This is a genomic window from Polaribacter sp. HA6-7 (assembly GCF_055693625.1).
In genome coordinates, this window is sequence record NZ_CM146338.1 from 2,244,759 (window position 1) to 2,266,123 (window position 21,365).

A 21,365-nucleotide genomic window follows, 5' to 3' on the forward strand; every position below is an offset into this window, starting at 1 on the left:
ACTAACAGTAGTACACAATGAAACATCCATTATCGGACAGAATTAACAGTTTACCTGTTTCGCAAACATTAGCAATGGCTGCTAAAGCCGGAGAATTAAAGGCAGAAGGAAAAGATATTATAAGTTTAAGTTTGGGAGAACCGGATTTTAACACTCCAAATTTTATAAAAGATGCAGCAATAGAAGCTGTAAATCAAAATTATAATTCTTACACTCCAGTAGATGGTTATTTAGAATTAAAAGAAGCTATTTGTACAAAGTTTGAACGTGATAATAATATCAACTACAAACCAAATCAAATTGTGGTTTCTACAGGTGCAAAACAATCTATTGCAAATGTTGCACAAGTATTATTAAATCCTGGTGACGAGGTATTATTACCAGCACCTTATTGGGTAAGTTATTCTGCAATATCTATATTAAGTGAAGCTAAATTTGTTGAAATCCCGTCTTCTATAGACAACGATTTTAAAATTACGCCTGCTCAATTAGAACGTGCAATTACACCAAAAACAAAAATGATTTTCTTTAACTCGCCAAACAACCCAAGTGGTACTATGTATAGCGAAGAAGAATATAGAGCTTTAGCTGCTGTATTAGAAAATCATCCGCAGATTTATATCTTATCAGATGAAATCTACGAACATATAAACTATGGTGCAAAACCTTTTAGTTTTGCTGCAATAGAAAGTATGTACGATAGAACAATTACTGTAAATGGTTTGGCAAAAGCATTTGCCATGACAGGTTGGAGAATTGGTTATATTGGTGCACGGAATGGATTGCAAAAGCTTGTACAAAAATGCAAGGGCAAGTTACTTCGGCACAAACTGTATTGCGCAAAGAGCTGCAATTACAGCAGTATCAGCGCCAGTTTCTAAAATTCAGTATATGGTAGACGAATTTAGAACACGTAGAGATATTGTTGTTGCTTTATTAAGAGAAATAGACGGTTTTAAAGTAAACGTACCGGAAGGTGCTTTTTACGTTTTTCCGGATATTTCTGACTTCTTTGGCAAAACAATAAATGGAGTTACAATAGAAAATGCAAGCGATTTTTCTTTATTTATTTTAGAAAAGGCAAACGTAGCAACCGTAACTGGTGAAGCTTTTGGTGCACCAAATTGTATTAGAATGTCTTACGCAGCATCAGAATTGCAATTAAGAGAAGCAATTAAAAGAATTAAAGAAGCTTTAAGTTAAAAGCAAAACATAAATTATATTAAAAATCCATCTTGTATTAAGATGGATTTTTTTGTTTTGGCGTGCCCTTTCAGGTCAGGCTTTTGCACTCGCTTTTTGTTCATTCTTCACAAAAGAGCTCAAACAAATGCTGCAATCCTTCACGCATGCATACTTGCCAACTATTTTAAATAAGCTATTAAATAGAAATCATAACCAATGCAAATACAAATAAAGAAACTTGTAAAATAACTGCAGTTTGACTTTCTTGTCTTGTATGATGATTAAAAACAAAGCTTTTTATTTTAGAAATAGACTTTCCTTTTTCTCTAGCAATACTATTTTTTATTTCTTTCTTATAACTAGAAGTTAAAATTCCTCTTTCTAATACGGTAGTTGATTGTAAATATTTCATGGTATTTGGTTTTATTGATTTATACTAAGAAGACGACATCTAACACTCTTTGTTACAGACTAAAAGTTTCTAAAAAGTAAAATAAATTCATTTTTCTAGCGTTGATGGTTTACGACAACGAGAAAAAATTGATAAAAATTTTCCATCAACAACTAAATTGCATCTTATGCTTAAAAAATTCTTTATTATTTGCTCTGGTGCAGATAAAAATCTTCTAAATAATTGTGCCGACGGAGAACAAAATAAATATGTTGGTATTGGTGCAACTGTATTTTTTACAGCAATTATGGCTACAATTTCTGCAAGTTATGCGTTATATACTGTTTTCGATACTATTTTTACTGCTCTTATTTTTGGATTAGTTTGGGGTTTGCTAATTTTTAATTTAGACAGATTTATAGTAGCTACAATTAAAAAAAGAGATTCTAAATGGAAAGAGTTTTTACAAGCATCACCAAGAATTATATTGGCAATTATTATTGCAATAGTTATTTCTAAACCATTAGAATTAAAGTTATTCGAAAAAGAGATCAATCAGGTTTTGTTAACAGAAAAAAATCAAATGACTTTAAATAACAAAACTCAAATAGCCGCACAATTTAATCCGGAAATCGCTAAAATTAATAGCGAAATCGATGCTTTAAAAACTGAAATCGTCGAAAAAGAAATTTCTACTAATGCGTTATATGACACTTATATTGCCGAAGCAGAAGGAAGAAAAGGAACCAAATTATTAGGTAAAGGACCTGTGTATAAAGAAAAGAGAGAAAAACACGATACTGCTTTGGCTGAATTAAACCAACTTAAAAAAGACATTGCTGCAAAAATAGAAACCAAAGAATTAGCAATTGCCACTTTAATTGAAAAGCAGAAATTAAATGAGACTAAAACACAACCTATCATTGCAAATTTTGACGGTTTGATGGCTCGAGTAAATGCATTAAACAAATTGCCTTGGTTGCCATCCTTTTTTATTTTCTTGTTGTTTTTAGCCATAGAAACATCGCCAATTTTTGCAAAGTTAATTGCTCCGAAAGGTGAATATGATTTTAAACTAGAAGAACAAGAATCTGCTATTAAAACTTGGGTGCAACAACAAGTGCATCAAAGAGAAGTAATGTTGGCTGCTGATATAGACTTGAACAATAAAGTCTATAAAGATATGGCCGAAGAAGAAGAATTGTATAAATACAAACAAAAAATGGCTCGCGATTTAATGAAATTGCAAGCCGATTCTTTTTATAAAAAGCAACAAAAAATGTTGTAATGCTATTTGTTGGCAGGTAGTTGCGTTAGCGATTGCAACGGCATCCTTTTTTGAGGTACGAAAAAAAGATATAGTGTAAAGCGCGACCTGAAAGGTAACGCCCAACTTCTCGATATAATTTTCTTTAAGAAATTTACTCGAAGCTGTTTACTCTTTTTCTGCCATTTTTTTAACGTAATCTGTAATAATTACAATTTGCGTTGGTCCTACTTTGCCTTCTATATATTTTGCATTTTCGTGATCTAAAGAAATTCTACGAACTGCTGTACCTTGTTTGGCAACCATACTAGAACCTTTTACTTTTAAGTCTTTAATTAAAACAACAGAATCTCCGGCTTGCAAAATAGCACCATTGGCATCTCTATGAATAATTTTTTCACTTTCGTCTAAATGATCTCCAGATTCTTTAGCGTAACGTAAATCGTCATCTTCTAAATACATCATATCTAACAAATCTTGTGGCCAACCTTCGTTTTTTAAGCGAGACAACATTCTCCAAGCGACAACTTTTACAGCTCTGTGTTCAGACCACATAGAATCATTTAAACAACGCCAATGATTGGCATCTGTAGCTTCTGGATTTTCTATTTGAGTTATACAAGTTTCGCAAGCTAACAAACTACCATCTACACCACCTGTAGAAGTTGGTTTTACTTCGTAAATTGATAAATTATTTGTTGCAGCACATAATTCGCATTTGTTACCGCTTCTGCTTTCTAATTCTTGTTGTAAACTCATTATTTATTTTTTATGCAGCAAAAGTACATTTTAAAATTAGTTATACTAATTACTTCTGCGCTTTTAAGATTAAAAGATTTTTACTGTTTTTAATTTCCGTTTGATTTAGCATCATTTTTACGTACTCGCCATTTAGGTATTTTTGAGCTTGGTCTTTATAATGCTTGCTAAATACACGACCAGATTGACCTGTTGGTATAATAGACAAACTATTTTCTACATCAGAAAAATCGACAACTCTTCTTGTAGATGGTCCTGCTTTTACTTTATAATATCCTGTAGAATCGATATCGTAAATTTGATTGTTTATTACTTGGTCTCCTCCGTTGGTTGTAAACGGGCCAACATTAAAATATTTTCTAAGCAAAGCTACTTCGCCAACAGCATGTTTGTGTTCTACGGTTAGTACTCTTTCCCATTTCCAGCCAGCAACATTGGCTCCTAATTGATTTTCTAAAAACTGAAATGCTTTTTTAAATGATGTAGTAACTATCTCTTGCTTGGTTTCTATTTTATTAACAGTATTCACATTATCCCACCAAACAGAATTTTCTCTTTTTGCTTGAACGGGCAACACTTTTTCTACAAAAGGCGTGTTAATAAATTGAAAATATCCTTTTTGCATTTCGTCTGCAAAAGTATTTTTTTGAAACTCGTAAATAAATCTATTATAAATTGTAGGCGCAACTTCTTCTTTGTCAAAATTACCTTGCCATTCTTTTAAAATAACTACTGCTGTTTTTTCACTTGCAGAAAAATCACGTTGATCTAATGCCGCTATTAAATCCTTAGAAATTTCTGGTATAACAGGCGATGTAACATCCATAAGCATTTTTGCCACATCTTCTTTAGACCAATCGTTTTTAGGATTTAACAAATTTTCTATTCTTTTGGCTCTATCTTCTACTAAATAATAACCAGGATATAATTTGTTCTGAATAGAATCTGGTTGATTATTTGCAGAATATACATAATTACTTATTGGGTTAATGGCTTGCGGATTCTCATCAAAATCTATATAATTTAAAATCTCATCTGTACCGGAAGATCCGTTTAAAAATGTTTTTGTGTACAAAGAATCTCTGTAATTATACAATTTACCAGAAGCAAACCATGCAATATTATTTTTAGCATCTCCGTACATCATATTTAAACCAGGCGCATGCAGTTTACTTGCCCCTTTTTTAAAATCTGATAAAGATTTTGCATGAGAAATTTCATAAGCAACATCCATTATTTGGTTTTCTAACTTGGTATAAATCCATTGCATTCCTATTGGTTTTTCTGTTTGCAATTGGTCTATAATTCCGTTCATTAACGGCCCATGTTTACTAACTTTTATTGTGTACAAAGAATCTTTAGCGTCTTTAACTTTTAATCTTTTTTCAATTTTCTTATAGTTTAGCACTTCATTTTTATACAAATATTGGTTTTCATTTTCTGGATTATTCTGTTCTACATAAAAATCGATATCATCGTTCTCGAACATTGTTAAACCATATGCGTAATCTTTATTATGTCCTAAAAGAGGAAAAGGAACTAATGCCAAATGAAAACCATACATTTCATAATTTGGAGTTTTAATATGTGCTTGATACCAAACAGAAGGTTGCGAATAACCAATATGAGGATCGTTTGCAAAAATCACTTTTCCGTTTTTTGTTTTATCTGCGCCAATAACCCAAGAATTACTTCCAATAAAAGGAGCTATTGGCAATACTGCTGTAAGATTTTGCATTGCTTCTGAAAAAGCACCTGTTATTTCTGCATTCTTTTCGTTAGGAATTAGAGTTAAGTTTTTATCTTCTACTCCAATCAATTCATTAAAATATGTACTGCCTAATTTTTCTTTAATTTCATTAAGCATTGGATCTGTTTTATGCGCAATCGCAAAACTAAAAGCCATATAACCAAAAACATTATACATATCTTTTAGCGTATATTTTTCTTTTTTTACACCAACCAATCGATATTCTATCGGTGTTGTTCCGTTTTCTATATATTGATTTATTCCGTCTAAATAAGCAGTAGCCATTTTATAAGCTTCAGAATTCTTATCTAAATTTTGTATTGTTTTTTCTGATGCTTCTTCGATTCCTAAACCAGAAAATAGTTTGTCTGTTCGAATTAACTTTTCTCCGAAAATTTCAGCCAACCTTCCGGCAGCAATTCTTCTTATCAGTTCCATTTGCCACAATCTATCTTGCGCATGCACATAACCTAAAGCCAAGTAAGCATCTTTTTGGTTTTCTGCAGTTATGTGTGGTACACCAATTTCATCAAAATAAACCGCTACATCTTTTGTTGTATTTTTTAATTGTATTTCGCCATTGTATGTTGGTTTTAAACTATTAAAATAAATCCAACTTGCTATTCCTAAACTTATTACTATGACAATTAAAATAGCTACGATTTTTTTGATAATTTTCATCGAAATGTGTTTCATAAATCCAAAGATAATAGATTTAAGTTGTATTTTTGAAACTGATTATTAAATCATACTTCATGAAAAAAATTCAAATGGTAGACCTTCAAGGTCAGTATGCAAAAATTAAAGACTCTGTAAATAATTCTATAGAACAAGTACTAAATACATCGGCTTATATTAATGGTCCTTTGGTTCATGAATTTCAAGCAGATTTAGAAAAATATTTAGGTGTTAAACACGTAATACCTTGTGCAAATGGTACAGATGCATTGCAAATAGCAATGATGGGCTTAGGTTTAGAACAAGGTGATGAAGTTATAACAGCAGATTTTACATTTGCTGCAACTGTAGAAGTAATTGCACTATTAAAACTAACACCAGTTTTAGTTGATGTAGATGAAGATACTTTTAATATTAATATTGATGCACTAAAAAAAGCAATTACACCAAAAACAAAAGCTATTGTGCCGGTTCATTTATTTGGACAAGTTGCCAATATGGATGCAGTAATGGAAATTGCAAAAGAACATAATTTGTTTGTTATTGAAGATAATGCACAAGCAATTGGTGCTAATTATACTTTTAAAAACGGTAAAAAACAAAAAGCTGGTACTATTGGTAATGTAGGTACAACCTCATTTTTTCCTTCTAAAAACTTAGGTTGTTACGGAGATGGTGGCGCTATTTTTACAAATGATGATGCACTTGCACATACAATTAGAGGAATTGTAAATCACGGAATGTACACACGTTATTACCATGATGTTGTTGGTGTAAACTCTAGATTAGATTCTATACAAGCGGGTGTTTTAAAAGCTAAATTACCGCTTTTAGATAGTTATTGCAATGCAAGAAGAAATGCTGCTAGGTTTTACAACAAAGCATTTGCAAACAATCCTAATATTATTACACCAACCACAAAATCAAACGCGACTAACAGTTGCGGCGAAATTTGTGATGTTTGTGATTGTCATGTTTTTCATCAATACACATTGCAAATTACAAATGGCAAAAGAGATGAACTACACAAGCACTTGTTAGACAACGGAATTCCGAATGCAATTTATTACCCTGTTGCTTTACACGCACAAAAAGCATATAAAGACGATAGATATAATGAAACGGATTTTCCTGTTACTAACAAGCTAATTCAAACGGTAATTTCTTTACCAATGCACACAGAATTAGATACAGAGCAATTAGAATTTATAACAAATACAATAAATAACTTTATTAAATAACAACTTTCTATGAAAAAGATATTGGTTACAGGTGGTTTAGGTTTTATTGGTTCGCATACAGTTGTAGAACTTCAAGAAAAAGGTTTTGAAGTAGTTATTATAGACGACTTATCGAACACTACGCTTAGTGTTTTAGATAATATTGCTGATATAACTGGTACTAAACCAGAGTTTCATCAAATTGATTTACGTATTAAAAGTGATGTAAATAATTTCTTTAAAAAAATAAAGTTGACGGAATTATCCATTTCGCAGCTTTTAAAGCTGTTGGAGAAAGTGTTCAAAATCCTTTAGATTATTACGAAAACAACATTGGTAGTTTGGTTTACATTTTGCAAGAAATGCGAGATAGAAATATCGATAACTTTATCTTTTCTTCTTCTTGTACTGTATATGGGCAAGCAGATGAATTACCAATTACCGAAAATGCACCTGTTAAAAAAGCTGAATCTACTTACGGAAATACCAAACAAATAGGAGAAGAAATTATACAAGAAACCTGTAAAGCACATGGCATAAATGCAATTGCTTTGCGTTATTTTAATCCTATTGGTGCGCACGAAAGTATTAAAATTGGTGAGTTACCTATTGGTGTTCCTCAAAATTTAATTCCGTATGTTACACAAACCGCAGCAGGAATAAGAAAAGAATTATCAGTTTTTGGTGATGATTACAATACAACAGATGGTACAGCAGTAAGAGATTATATTCATGTGGTTGACTTAGCCAAAGCACATATTGCAGCATTACAACGTCTGTTAGAGAAAATCAACAAAGAAAAATTTGAGTATTTTAATGTTGGTACAGGTACTGGAAGCTCTGTTTTAGAAGTAATTAAAGCTTTTGAAAAAGCCGCTAAAAAATCTTTAAATTATAAAATTGTTGGCAGAAGAGAAGGCGATATAACAGCTGCTTATGCAGATACAACTATTGCCAATAAAGAATTAAATTGGCAGACAGAAAAATCTTTAGAAGAAGCATTAGCATCTGCCTGGAAATGGCAACAGCAACAAAATAAATAGCTTTTTTAAAAAAACAAATTCTAGAAGAAATCACTATAAATTGACGTATTTTATGTTAATTTATGGTGATTTTTTGTGTTTTTTATCAAAAATTAACCAAAAATGAGTTTTTATATGACAATTATATTCCGCTAGCATTATCATATTTACAATTGCAACCAACTTCTATTTTCAGATTCTTATTTCTAGCGTTTATCTTAGGGTTTTAACACTTATAAATTGACATCGCTTTTTTATCGCTCTAACTTTGCAGCATATTAATTACAATGATACTAGAAAACATGAAACTGATTAAAATTAAAAGAAAAACACGTTTAGAAAAGCGTTACACACCAAAAATGGGTAGACTTCACACAAACGTAACTTACATTAAAAAAACAATTCTAAATGTAATACCTATTAAAACGGTACATAAATATAGAGAAACATATTACGGTCAAATAAAAGATTGTAGCGATTGTATTTTAGCTAAATAAAAGTTCAAATCTCAAAACAAATGTTTTGAGATTTTTTTTAGTTATAATTTAACAGCAAATCAATAAATCTTCACTTTCTATTTTAGTAACTTTAAAGTCTTAAAATCAACTAAAATGAAAAAAATATGTATTGCTTTTATAGCAATTGCAAGTTTTATAGCTTGTAACAATTCTTCCAAAGAAAAAACAAAAGAGCTTCGTGTTAACTACAAAAAAATCGAATTAGACAATGGTTTAGATGTAATTTTTCATGTAGACAAATCAGATCCTGTTGTTGCAGTAGAACTAATGGTTCATGTTGGTTCTGCAAGAGAAAAAGAAGGTAGAACAGGTTTTGCTCATTTATTCGAACACTTACTATTTCTAGAATCAGAAAACTTAGGAAAAGGTGGTTTAGATAAAATGAGTGCAAGAATTGGTGGTTCCGGTGCTAATGGCTCTACTTCTAGAGACAGAACAAACTACTTACAAACAGTGCCAAAAGATGCTTTAGAAAAAATGATTTGGGCAGAGGCAGACAAACTTGGGTATTTTATAAATACGGTTACAGAACCTGTTTTAGCAAAAGAAAAACAAGTTGTAAAAAACGAAAAAAGACAAAGTGTAGATAACCGACCATACGGACACAATCAATACGTAATCGGTAAAAACTTGTACCCAAAAAATCATCCTTACAATTGGCAAGTAATTGGTTCTTTAGAAGATTTACAAAATGCAACTTTACAAGATGTAAAAGATTTTTATAAGAAATGGTATGTGCCAAATAATGCTACTTTAGTTCTTTCCGGAGATATTGATATTGAAGAAGCAACAAAATGGGTTCATAAATATTTTGATGAAATTCCTAAAGGAGAAGAAATTCCGGCTTTAGAGAAAAAACCGGGTGAAGTTAAAGAAACAAAGTTTTTATATTACGAAGACAATTTTGCCGAGTACCACAATTAACAATGGTTTGGCCAAGTGTAGAAATGTATCACGAAGATTCTTATGCTTTAGAAGTTTTAACTCAGTATTTATCAGACGGAAAATCTGCACCACTTAACACTGTTTTAGTAGACGATTTAAAATTAACATCTAACACAGTGATGTATAATTACGCATCTGAATTGGCTGGTGAAACTCAATTAATTGTTAGAGCTTTTAACGGTAAAAATTTAGATGAAGTAAAAGCAGGTATCGAAAAGGGTTTTGCAAAGTTTGAATCTGAAGGTATTTCTGATAAAGATTTACAAAGAATAAAAGCAGGACAAGAAACTCAATTTTATTTAGGTTTATCGAGTGTTTTAGGGAAAGGATCTAACTTAGCTTCTAATAATACATATTTAGGAAATCCTGGTTTTGCTACAGAAGATATCAAAAAAACACTGGCAGTTACTAAAGACGATGTAATGCGTGTTTACAATACGTATATTAAAGATAAAAATTACATTGCTACTAGTTTTGTTCCTAAAAACAGCGCAGAACTTGCCCTTAAAGGTTCTACTTTGGCAAATGTTATAGAAGAAAAAATTGTTAATGGCGCAGAAGAAACTTTTGACCCTAAAATTGCAGCTACCTATAAGAAAACTCCATCTTCTTTCGATAGAAGTATAGAACCAGAATATGGTAAAGCACCCTCATTAGCAGTGCCAAAAGTTTACGAAGCAGGTTTAGAAAATGGTTTAAAAATTTACGGGATCGAAAATAACGAAGTTCCATTAGTGCGTTTTAACTTGACTATTGATGGTGGACAGTTATTAGAATCTTTAGATAAATTGGGTGTCGCTAATTTAACTGCGGACTTGTTAAATAAAGGAACTAAAAACAAAAGCGTACAACAATTAGAAGAAGCTATTCAAGAATTAGGTGCTTCTATCTACATTTACGCAACTAAAGAAAACATTACTTTAAGCGGAACAACTTTAGCTAAAAACTATACCAAAACTTTGGCTTTAGCGCAGGAAATGTTGTTAGAACCAAGATTTGATGAAACAGAATTTGCATTACTTAAAAAAGCGACTATTTCTAATTTAAGACAACAAGAAGCAAGTCCAAACTCGGTTGCAAGAAATGCATACAATACTCTAATTTATGGTGAAGACAACATCCGATCTAAAAACACATTGGGTACAATTTCATCAGTAGAAAATATCTCTATAGAAGATTTAAAAGAATACTATAACAACTACATTTCTCCTTCTGTTGCAAAAATGTTAGTTGTTGGTGACATTACAGAAGAAACTGTGGTAAATTCTCTGGCTTCTTTAAACACAAACTGGCACTCAAAAGCTGTTACAATTCCGGAATATAAAACACCAGATGCTCCTAACAAACCTGTTGTTTATTTTTATGATATACCAAATGCAAAACAATCTGTTTTACAATTTGGCGCACCAGCGTTAGCGGCAACAGATAAAGATTACTACGCTGCTTCTGTTATGAATTATATTCTTGGTGGTGGTGGTTTTGCGTCTCGTTTAACGCAAGAATTAAGAGAAGGAAAAGGTTATACTTACGGTATTCGTTCTGGTTTTTCAGGAACAAAAGCAAAAGGAACTTTTACAATTTCTAGTGGTGTAAGATCTAATGTTACTTTAGAATCTGCACAAGCAGTTAAGAAAATTTTAGAAGAGTATCCTACAACATTTTCTGATAAAGATTTAGAAACAACCAAAGGTTTCTTAATTAAAAGTAATGCCGAGCTTTCGAAACTGCTGGTGCTAAATTAAGAATGTTATCTAATATTGCAAATTACGGTATGAAAGCAGATTATATAAGCGATCGAGAAGAAACCGTGAATAACATGACCAAAGAAAGAATTTCTGAATTGGCAAACACATATGTAAATCCTAATAAAATGATTTGGTTAATTGTTGGTGATGCAGAAACACAATTAAATCGTATGAAAGAATTAGGGTATGGTGAACCTATTTTATTGAACGAAAGACAAAAGAAAATTAAGAATTAAAGTCTTAATTTATTAGAATAAAAAATCCCAATTTCAAAAGTATTGAAATTGGGATTTTTATTATTTGAAAATTCCTTTATTTATTCTGCTAAAACAGCTCCACTTGCAGTAACAGATCTATCTATTTTACGCATTAATCCTTGTAATACTTTACCTGGCCCTACTTCTATAAACTCTGTTCCTCCATCAGCAATCATTGCTTGTACACATTGCGTCCATTTTACTGGTGCCGTTAGTTGTGCTATTAAATTCTCTTTAATTTCTTCTGGATTAGTAACTGCTTTTGCTACTACATTTTGATATACAGCACAGGTTGGCTCACTAAAAGTGGTTGCTTTAATTGCTGCTGCTAATTCTTCTCTTGCAGGCTCCATCATTGGTGAATGGAATGCACCACCAACAGGTAACAACAATGCTCTTCTTGCTCCTTTTTCTGTTAAAACCTCACAGGCTTTTTCTACTGCTTCAATTTCTCCGGAAATAACTAATTGTCCCGGACAATTGTAATTTGCTGCAACTACTACCCCATCTATAGCCGCACAAGTTTCTTCTACAACTTTATCTGCTAAACCTAAAACTGCTGCCATTGTAGACGGCGCAATTTCACAGGCTTTTTGCATTGCTAAAGCTCTTTTAGAAACCAATGTCAATCCGTCTTCAAAAGATAAAACTCCGTTAGCAACTAAAGCAGATAATTCACCTAAAGAATGTCCTGCAACCATTTCTGGTTTAAAAGAATCTCCTAAAACTTTTGCTAAAATTACCGAATGTAAAAAAATAGCAGGCTGTGTAACTTTTGTTTCTTTTAATTGCTCTGCAGTACCTTCGAACATAATATCAGTAATAGAAAACCCCAATATATCATTTGCTTTTTCGAAATATTCTTGGGCTAATGCAGATTTCTCATACAAATCCAATCCCATTCCTGTAAACTGTGCTCCTTGTCCCGGAAAAATATATGCTTTCATTTTTATTCTTTTTTTGTTGTTTGTGGCGCAAAAATAACCTTTTTATTAGAGACTGTAAAACTACTATTTTTATCAAAAAAAGCATATAATTATTCATGTACTAAATTAACTTTGTTTAATACATTAGTTTTTTCATGAAACAAAACTAATATTTAGTACCTTCGTTCTTATGAGAGAAAAAGACAGACAATTAGCAGATACAATATACCTTACGTTGGCGGCATTATTTATTGCTTCTTTGGTTGCTTCTAATTTGATTTTTCAAAAATTCTTTTATTGGGAACCCTTTGGCCTTTATAAATTTGAGGTTTCTGTTGGTATCTTGCCGTATCCTATTACTTTTTTAATTACAGATATTTTATCAGAAATTTATGGTAAAAAGAAAGCGAATCAAGTGGTAATTGCTGGTATTTTCGCTTCCTTTTTTCGATGCTAATTATTTTAGTAGCAGATTTTGCACCTGCAATAGAGAACTCTCCTATTAATAATAATGAATTTCATAAAGTGTTTGGTCTCTCTCCGCTTGCTGTTTTTGCTTCGATGATGGCTTATTTGTGTGCGCAATTTGTAGACATCAAAATTTTTCATTTCTCGGAAAAAGAAAACCAACGGCAAACATCTTTGGTTACGCAATAACTTTTCTACTTTTGCCTCGCAATTTATAGACACTTTTACAGTACTATTTTTATTATCTTCTTTTAAAATTTTACCGTGGTCTATATTTACTAGCTTACTAATTAGTGGCTTTTTATTCAAAGTTATTGTAGCAGCATTAGATACTCCGATTTTATATGGCTTGGTTTATTTATTTCGAAAAAGGTTTCATTTAAAAATTGGAGAAGAAATTTTGTAATTGAATTAAAATTACTGCGTCTAAAAAAGTACAAACAATTTATAAAAATGAAAAAACTAGCATTCTTCCTTTTCGTCTCTTTTAGCTTTACGCAATTACAAGCACAAACTTCTATTTTTAATAATTTATTAGAAACACACGTTTCTAAACAAGGTTTGGTAAATTATAAAAACTTAAAAGCAGACGAGGCAAAATTAAATACATACATTTCTTACTTAGAAAAAACAAAACCAACTTCTTCTTGGTCTGTTGCTAAACAAAAAGCTTTTTGGATAAATGCCTATAATGCTTATACTTTAAAAATAATTTTAAACAATTACCCATTAAAAAGTATTACCGATATTAAAGAAGATGGAAAAACTGCTTGGAAAATTCCCTTTGCCAAAGTTGGTGGAAAGACCTATACTTTAGACCATATAGAACACGAAATTTTACGTAAAAATTTATTCGACCCAAGAATTCATGTGGGTGTTAATTGTGCATCGGGCTCTTGTCCTAAATTAGCAAATATGGCTTTTACGGAACAAAATATTGATTCCGCTTTAGAAAAATTAATGATAGCGTTTGTAAATGATAGCTCTAGAAACAAGTTATCAGAAAAAAAGTAAAAATTTCTTCAATATTTAATTGGTTTAAAGATGATTTTACAAAAGAAGGGTCTGTTATCGATTATTTAAATAAATATGCTGATATCAAAATCAATAAAAAGGCAAAAATCAGTTACTTAAATTACGATTGGAGCTTGAACGAAAAATAGCATTTCTAAAATGCTATTTTTGTTTGAAAACTATTTGTATCTTTCAATTTCAATTCAAAAAAACAAAGAATGTCAAAAACATATTACGACGCATCAGATTTAAGAAAATTCGGAAAAATAACGGAATGGAGCGAAGAATTAGGAAATAAATTTTTTGATTATTACGGTAAAGTTTTTGAAGAGGGTGCGTTAACTGCTCGCGAAAAATCTTTAATTGCCTTAGCCGTTGCACATACAGAACAATGTCCGTATTGTATAGATGCTTACACTAAAGATGGTTTGCAACGTGGTATTACAAAACCCGAAATGATGGAAGCGATACATGTGGGTGCTGCCATTAAAAGTGGTGCGACTTTAGTACACGGTGTGCAAATGATGAATAAAGTAAACAAATTAGAAATGTAAATAGAGTGCCAAAAACGTTCATTCGTTTTTGTGTGAATTGCTTATTTCCGCGCAAGCATGCATCTAAAAACATTTATATTTTATCAATCTAAAACCGAAACACAAATTTCTTCGTAAATACTGCGAACAATTTTTTATTTAAAATAAAGCGAAACATGCAAACGGTTTACAGACAGGGTTACCAAAAACTAACTGAAGACCGCAACTGCTAAAGAATATTAAAAATAAATGGCTACAAAATCATTAAAAGCAAGAAATAACGATATTGCTAATACGTCTCGTCAAATGGAAATTCTTTCTAGCGGCATATTTGCAAACGGAGAATTACCAACTTTTGCTGCTAAAATTAAAGAAACAAATCAGTTTCCTTTACGTCCTAAAAAATTAGAAATTTTACAAATAAACTTAGGTTATATGTGTAACCAAGTTTGCGAGCATTGTCATGTAGATGCTGGTCCAGATCGTAAAGAAATCATGACGGTAGAAACCATGCAACAGTGTTTAGATGTTATTAAAAAAACAGAAGCACATACGCTAGATTTAACTGGTGGTGCACCAGAAATGAATCCTAATTTTAGATGGTTTGTAGAAGAAGCTTCTAAAGCCGGAATTAAAGATTTTATTGTGCGTTCTAACTTAACAATTATTAGAGCTAATAAAAAGTACTACGATTTACCGAAGTTTTTCAAAAAACACAATGTACATGTTGTTTCTTCGATGCCACATTGGACGCGTGGAAAAACAGATAAGCAACGTGGTGATGGTGTTTTTGATAAATCAATTAAAGCTTTACAAGAATTAAATGCTGTAGGTTATGGTATGCCGGGTTCTAATTTAAAGTTAGATTTGGTTTACAATCCATCAGGAGCCTTTTTACCAGGAGATCAAATGGCATTAGAAAACGATTTTAAGAAAGCTTTAAAAGCCGATTTTGACATTGATTTTCATAGTTTGTTTGCCATTACAAATTTACCAATTAGTCGTTTTTTAGATTACTTAATTGCTTCAGATAATTACGAAGATTATATGCATTCTTTATTAGATGCTTACAATCCTGCGGCTGTAGAAAATGTAATGTGTACAAACACAATTTCTATAAGTTGGGACGGTTGGTTGTATGATTGTGATTTTAACCAAATGCTAAATTTAAAAGTTGCAAGTAAGGTAAAACACGTTTCTGATTATAATGAAGAATTATTACAAAATAGAAATATTATTATCAATCAGCATTGTTATGGTTGTACCGCCGGTGCAGGAAGTAGTTGCCAAGGAGTTGTAGCGTAATCTATGAATCAAAAAACCGCCTTATTAATTTTTGCAAATTCAGCAGCTAAAGAAGTAGAGAGAAAAGAATTTCTATCTACAGAGATTTTTAGTGCTTTAAACAAGCAGACTTTAAAAACGGCTAAAAAATCGAAACTCCCTTATTTTGTTATTTCAGAAAAAGAACAAACAGGAGCTTCTTTTGGTGAACGTTTTACCAATGCTATCGATTTAATTTTTAAAAAAGGGTTTGATAATGTTATTACCATTGGTAATGATACACCTCATTTAAAAACAAAGCATTTATTAGATGCGAATACATCTTTAACAAACAAACAACTTGTTATAGGGCCTTCTAAAGATGGTGGGTTTTATTTAATGGGACTTAAAAAGGCACATTTTAATAAAGAAACCTTTTTAAAATTACCATGGCAAACGAATAAACTACAAGCGTCTATTGGTGCGATTTCGACAATTAAAAAAGAACAAATCTCTTTTTTAGAGTTGTTAATAGATATTGATGCGCTAGAAGATATTAAAACGATTTTACAAAGTTTTAAAACACTTTCTTTAGATGTTTTACTACTTTTAAAGAAAACAATTTTTGCTATTAAAATATACAATATTAGCAAGGTTTCGTTTTATAAAACCTCTTCATTTACTAAAAACTACAACAAGGGTTCTCCCTATTTTTTGCGTATCTATAATTTTAGTATTGTTTAACAATACAAATCAACCTTATTTTACACAAAAATTCACTCGATGAAATACATTACTATGTGTATACTTATGCTTGTAACAAGCATAAGTTTTGCACAACAAAAAATTACAGGAACTATTACTGATAAAAGTTCGGCGAAGTGTTACCATACGTTAGCATTAAAGCTACAAATACAAACGGAACAACTTCAGATTTAAATGGTAATTATACCATAACTATTTCTAAAAACACCCAATTTTTAACATTTAGCTATTTAGGTTACCAAACTAAAAAAGTAGCCATTAATAATAACACTGCAATAGATATCGCTTTAGAAGAACTTGCAACTAGTTTAAATGAAGTTGTTGTAACTGCTTTAGGTGTAAACAGGCAAACCAAAGAATTAGGTTATGTGGTTCAAGAAATCAAATCTAAGGATATTAACGAAGTAAAAACACCTAACTTTTTAGACAATTTATCCGGTAAATTAGCAGGTGTTACGGTATCACAAGGTGCAACTGGCGTTGGTTCTTCTTCTAAAATCACCATTCGTGGTGAGGCTTCTTTTTCTAACAACAATCCGTTATTTGTGGTAGACGGAACGCCAATTAACAACAATACTGTTTTTAATTTTACTAATGAAGCCGCTGCCGGATTCCAGGAAATAGATTTCGGAAATGGTGCTATGGAAGTAAATGCGGATGACATTGCATCGGTAACCGTTTTAAAAGGGCCAAGTGCCGCAGCATTGTATGGTACAAGAGCTTCTAACGGTGTTATTGTGATCAAGACAAAAGATGGTAGCAAAAAGAAAGGTTTGGGCGTAAGCATTAACTCTTCTATTACTTTTGATAATGCTTTTCGTTTGCCGATTTTCAGAATGAATATGGTCAAGGAAACGCAGGTAATTTCGAATATGTAGACGGCTTAGGTGGCGGTACTAACGATTTAATCACCTACTCTTGGGGACCTCGATTAGATGCTGGTAATTTTATAGCTCAGTTCGATTCGCCTGTAACTTTACAAGACGGAACTGTTGTGCGCGGTGGAGATACATCGCTGTATTCTAGCGAAAATATAACGCCTACGTTATTTAAATCGAACCCAGATAATTTAAAAGATTTTTATCAAACAGGTGTTACAACCGTAAATAATGTTGCTATAACCAATACTTTTGATACAGGTTCTTATAGATTGTCACTAACCGATTTAGATAGCGAATCTATTATACCTGGTGTAAATTTAGAACGAAAAACGGCAGCGTTAAAAATGACCTTTCGTCCAACAGAAAATACAAAAATTACGAGTAGTGTAAATTATGTAAATTCTAGCAGTGATAATAGACCAGCTAATGGTTACGGTAGTGAAAACGTAAATTATTCTTTAGTTGCTTGGGGACCTCGTTCTCTAGACATCAACAGTTTAAAAAATTATTGGCAACCAGGTTTAGAAGGCGTGCAACAATATTCATTTAACTATACCTATTTCGATAATCCGTATTTTATTTTAAAAGAAAATACCAATTCTTTTAACAGAGATCGTGTTTTTGGTAATGTCGCGATCAACCATAATTTTACAGAAAACTTAAGTGTTTCTTTACGTTCGAATGGATTATTCATCAGAAAAAAGACAATTTAAACGTAATTTTAGTTCTAATCGTTTTAAAAACGGAGCGTATGCAGAACATGATGTTTTTTATCGAGAAATTAATACCGATTTTTTAATAAACTATAAAAACAACTTTGGTAATTTTACTTTTGATGCTTCTTTTGGTGGTAACAGATTAGACCAAACGGCATCAACAAAACAATCGCAAACAACCAATTTGGCACAACCTGGTATTTTTAGTTTAAACAATGCCGCTTCTCCGATAGAAGTGTTTCAGTTTGATTCTAAAAAGAGAATTAATTCGTTATACGGAATTGCAAAATTTGGTTATAAGAACTTCTTATACTTAGATATTACAGGTAGAAATGATTGGTCTAGCGCATTGGCAACTCCTTTTTCTGTAGACGGTACTTCTTTCTTTTATCCTTCTGTGTCTTCTAGTTTTATACTTTCGAATTATACAGAATTACCGGAAAGTATTTCGTTTGCAAAACTAAGAGCTAGTGTTGCACAGGTTGGTAATGATACCAATCCATACCAAACTTCGGTGCTTTTGTGTCGCAGACTACTTTTAATGGGCAACCTACTTTTAGCAATCAAGATTTTATACCAAACGCAAACTTAAAACCGAATTAACTACGTCTTATGAAATTGGTGCAGACATCCGTTTTTTTAGAGATCGTTTAAATTTTGATTTTACATATTACAACGCAACTACCAAAGACCAAATTATTTCTTTACCGATTGCAATTTCTTCAGGTTACAATCAACAAGTAATCAATGGCGGAAAGGTAAACACCAAAGGAATCGAAATTATCTTAGGAGGAACCCCAATTAAAACAGCCAATTTTAAATGGAATACCACTTTCAACTTTGCTACAAACAAATCTACCATCAAAGATTTGCCACAAGATGAAGGTAGACTAACATTGGCGTATAGTAGAATTTACAATAGTGCCAACCAAACCGTATGGTTTCAAGTAGAAGAAGGCGGACAAGTAGGTGATTTATACGGTACGGGTTATAAGAAAAATGAAAATGGTGAGTTTTTAATTGATGATAATGGGCGATACATAGCCAATAACGAGTTGATAAAGCTAGGAAACTACAATCCTGATTTTACTTTGGGTTGGAACAATAGTTTTGAATATAAGAACTGGAATGCCAATTTCTTATTTGATTGGAGACAAGGAGGCGAAATTGTGTCTAGAACTAGCGCTTTGGGTAATGTTGGTGGCCAATTGGCAGAAACTTCTTTTAGACCGAGATGCAGGTATTGTGGCGCAAGGTGTTAATGTAAATACTGGCCAACCAAACACTGTTGCTGTTTCTGCAGAAAGTTATTACAGACAATATTACGATAGAAATCATGAAGAAAACAATGTATACGATGCTTCTTATTTAAAACTTCGTCAGTTTTCTATTGGTTATACTTTAAATTTAGCAGAAGGCTTTTTAGGTTTAAAAGACACTTCTACCATGAACTTTTCTTTTATCGGTAACAACATATTTGTTATTACAGAAAATCCGCATTTCGATCCAGAACAATTGGCAGTACAAGGCAATGGTTTTGTAAGCGGTGTAGAAGACATGAGTTATGCTACAAGTAGAAGTTTCGGTTTTAAAGTAGGATTTAATTTTTAAGAAAGCACCATGAAAAAACATATATACATCCTTGCAATTTTTGCGATAATCTTTGCAAGTTGCACCACAGATTTTGAAGAAATAAATACCAATCCAAACGCACCAGTTGCGGTACAGCCAAACCTCTTGTTAAGACAAGTACTTTATAATTTTGGCGAAAACATGAGTTACGAAGGTTTTGTTGCGGGAGATTTACTGGCACAACACCGTACAGCTTTAGATTTTAATTTGTTTGATAGACACGATTTAAAAAGTCCGCAATTAGGTGGTAATCCTTGGAGTATTTTTTACACCAATTTACGCGACAACGAAATCATTTTAAAACAATCCAAAGAAACACCTGCCTTTGCGGTTTATGAAGGTCCTGCTTTAATTTTAAAAGCATATATGGCTGCCGGATTAACAGACTTATTTGGCGATGTGCCTTATTTTGAAGCTTTTAATGGTATCGAAGGAACGGTAACCCCTGTTTACGATTTACAAGAAGACATTTATCAAAATGAAAACGGAATTTTAGACAATTTAGACAAAGGAGTCGCAGCAATAAATGCGTATACAGGTTCAATACCTTTAGAAGGTGATATTATATACAATGGTAATTTAAATCGATGGATTCAGTTTGCAAACTCGCTAAAAATAAAATACCTCATCCGTATTTCTGCAAAAGTAGATGTAGCTGCACAATTACAAGCTTTGTTTAACAATGGTAACTACATTCAATCCAATTCAGAAAATGCTGTTTTCGATTTCACAAATTCAGAACCAAACAGTTTTAGATTGGCGCAATTAAGAGTTGGAGATTTTAACAACTTTGTACTTTCGGAAACGATGGAAGAAGTGTTAACCGATTTAGAAGACACGTGAATCAATACCTTTTTTAGACCTTTTGCAAACGCAACGGGTAATGATTATAACGGATTGATAAACGGTATTGATGCATCCTCAACATCGGTTGCTTTGTCAGATTATTCTTTGGCTGGTACTGCTTTTAGAGAAGACACATCTAGTTTAGATGCTAATTTTATGACTGCTTGGGAGACCAACTTTTTATTAGCCGAAGCTGCAGCAAAAGGATTTATAAATGCTGATGCAGAAACGTTGTACAACAGAGGTGTAACGCAAGCTTTTGAGTTTTGGAACACCGATTTACCTGCAACTTATTTAGCAACAAATGCAAATTACAACGCAGCAAACAGCACGCCGTTAAACCAAATAATTACCCAAAAATGGATTGCATCACTAATAAATGGTTACGAAGGTTGGATAGAATATAGACGTACTGGTTTTCCGGTATTAAAAGATGTTTCTGCAAGTTTAAACGCAGGTTTAATTCCGGTACGAATGCCGTATCCTGCAGAAGCAGCAAGCTTAAATTCAGAAAATTATAACAAAGCAGCAGCGGCAACAAACGGCAACAGTTTGGATGCTAAAGTTTGGTGGAACGAATAAAG

General features: G+C 32.1%; 11 protein-coding genes and 6 pseudogenes. 13 read left to right on the forward strand and 4 right to left on the reverse strand.

Going from position 1 to position 21,365, the window contains the following annotated elements:
* Window positions 1–17 precede the first annotated feature (17 nt).
* A pseudogene (locus tag ACZ1HD_RS12570) lies at window positions 18–1,203 on the forward strand (pyridoxal phosphate-dependent aminotransferase).
* Between the two features lie 178 nt (window positions 1,204–1,381).
* Here ACZ1HD_RS12570 and ACZ1HD_RS12575 read toward each other — a convergent pair.
* Window positions 1,382–1,597, reverse strand: coding sequence for a hypothetical protein (locus ACZ1HD_RS12575; RefSeq protein WP_472687616.1), 216 nt, complete (start codon window positions 1,595–1,597; stop codon window positions 1,382–1,384).
* Window positions 1,598–1,763: 166 nt separating this feature from the next.
* Between ACZ1HD_RS12575 and ACZ1HD_RS12580 the strand changes: the two genes are divergently transcribed.
* The gene (locus ACZ1HD_RS12580) at window positions 1,764–2,864 is read left to right on the forward strand and encodes a DUF4407 domain-containing protein (protein WP_472687617.1); all 1,101 of its coding nucleotides are present in this window, start codon (window positions 1,764–1,766) and stop codon (window positions 2,862–2,864) included.
* Between the two features lie 147 nt (window positions 2,865–3,011).
* Here ACZ1HD_RS12580 and ACZ1HD_RS12585 read toward each other — a convergent pair whose 3' ends face one another.
* Together ACZ1HD_RS12585 and ACZ1HD_RS12590 are read right to left on the reverse strand one after the other, a co-directional pair.
* Entirely contained in the window at window positions 3,012–3,602 is a 591-nt protein-coding gene (locus ACZ1HD_RS12585) for a PhnA domain-containing protein (protein ID WP_340932846.1), read from the reverse strand.
* A 49-nt stretch (window positions 3,603–3,651) separates the two neighbouring features.
* Window positions 3,652–6,033, reverse strand: a complete 2,382-nt coding sequence (locus ACZ1HD_RS12590) for a penicillin acylase family protein (protein WP_472687618.1) — start codon at window positions 6,031–6,033, stop codon at window positions 3,652–3,654.
* A gap of 74 nt (window positions 6,034–6,107) precedes the next feature.
* On the opposite strand from ACZ1HD_RS12590, the gene ACZ1HD_RS12595 reads away from it, so the two are divergent.
* The 4 genes and pseudogenes from ACZ1HD_RS12595 (at window position 6,108) to ACZ1HD_RS12610 (ending at window position 11,716) form a co-directional block, all read left to right on the forward strand.
* Window positions 6,108–7,271 carry a DegT/DnrJ/EryC1/StrS family aminotransferase gene (locus tag ACZ1HD_RS12595; RefSeq protein WP_077809913.1) on the forward strand — a complete coding sequence of 388 codons (1,164 nt, stop codon included), beginning with the start codon at window positions 6,108–6,110 and terminating at the stop codon, window positions 7,269–7,271.
* Between the two features lie 9 nt (window positions 7,272–7,280).
* Window positions 7,281–8,293: pseudogene (galE, locus tag ACZ1HD_RS12600) on the forward strand (UDP-glucose 4-epimerase GalE).
* Between the two features lie 281 nt (window positions 8,294–8,574).
* Window positions 8,575–8,769 (forward strand): hypothetical protein, encoded by a 195-nt coding sequence (locus ACZ1HD_RS12605; protein ID WP_340932839.1) that lies wholly within the window; start codon window positions 8,575–8,577, stop codon window positions 8,767–8,769.
* 114 nt (window positions 8,770–8,883) lie between these two features.
* A pseudogene (locus ACZ1HD_RS12610) lies at window positions 8,884–11,716 on the forward strand (M16 family metallopeptidase).
* An 80-nt stretch (window positions 11,717–11,796) separates the two neighbouring features.
* Here the strand turns inward: ACZ1HD_RS12610 and fabD are convergent.
* Window positions 11,797–12,684 carry an ACP S-malonyltransferase gene (gene fabD, locus ACZ1HD_RS12615; RefSeq protein ID WP_472687619.1) on the reverse strand — a complete coding sequence of 296 codons (888 nt, stop codon included), beginning with the start codon at window positions 12,682–12,684 and terminating at the stop codon, window positions 11,797–11,799.
* 169 nt (window positions 12,685–12,853) lie between these two features.
* On the opposite strand from fabD, the pseudogene ACZ1HD_RS12620 reads away from it, so the two are divergent.
* The 7 genes and pseudogenes from ACZ1HD_RS12620 (at window position 12,854) to ACZ1HD_RS12650 (ending at window position 21,363) form a co-directional block, all read left to right on the forward strand.
* Window positions 12,854–13,537: pseudogene (locus ACZ1HD_RS12620) on the forward strand (queuosine precursor transporter).
* 47 nt (window positions 13,538–13,584) lie between these two features.
* Window positions 13,585–14,145, forward strand: coding sequence for a DUF547 domain-containing protein (locus ACZ1HD_RS12625; RefSeq protein ID WP_472687620.1), 561 nt, complete (start codon window positions 13,585–13,587; stop codon window positions 14,143–14,145).
* Between the two features lie 218 nt (window positions 14,146–14,363).
* Window positions 14,364–14,699, forward strand: coding sequence for an arsenosugar biosynthesis-associated peroxidase-like protein (locus ACZ1HD_RS12630; protein WP_077809920.1), 336 nt, complete (start codon window positions 14,364–14,366; stop codon window positions 14,697–14,699).
* Window positions 14,700–14,927: 228 nt separating this feature from the next.
* On the forward strand, window positions 14,928–15,983 hold the full coding sequence (gene arsS / locus ACZ1HD_RS12635; RefSeq protein ID WP_472687621.1) for an arsenosugar biosynthesis radical SAM (seleno)protein ArsS: 1,056 nt from the start codon (window positions 14,928–14,930) through the stop codon (window positions 15,981–15,983).
* 3 nt (window positions 15,984–15,986) lie between these two features.
* Window positions 15,987–16,685 carry a TIGR04282 family arsenosugar biosynthesis glycosyltransferase gene (locus ACZ1HD_RS12640; RefSeq protein WP_472687622.1) on the forward strand — a complete coding sequence of 233 codons (699 nt, stop codon included), beginning with the start codon at window positions 15,987–15,989 and terminating at the stop codon, window positions 16,683–16,685.
* 39 nt (window positions 16,686–16,724) lie between these two features.
* Window positions 16,725–19,914 (forward strand): annotated as a pseudogene (locus ACZ1HD_RS12645) (SusC/RagA family TonB-linked outer membrane protein).
* 9 nt (window positions 19,915–19,923) lie between these two features.
* Window positions 19,924–21,363: pseudogene (locus ACZ1HD_RS12650) on the forward strand (SusD/RagB family nutrient-binding outer membrane lipoprotein).
* Window positions 21,364–21,365: the final 2 nt, after the last annotated feature.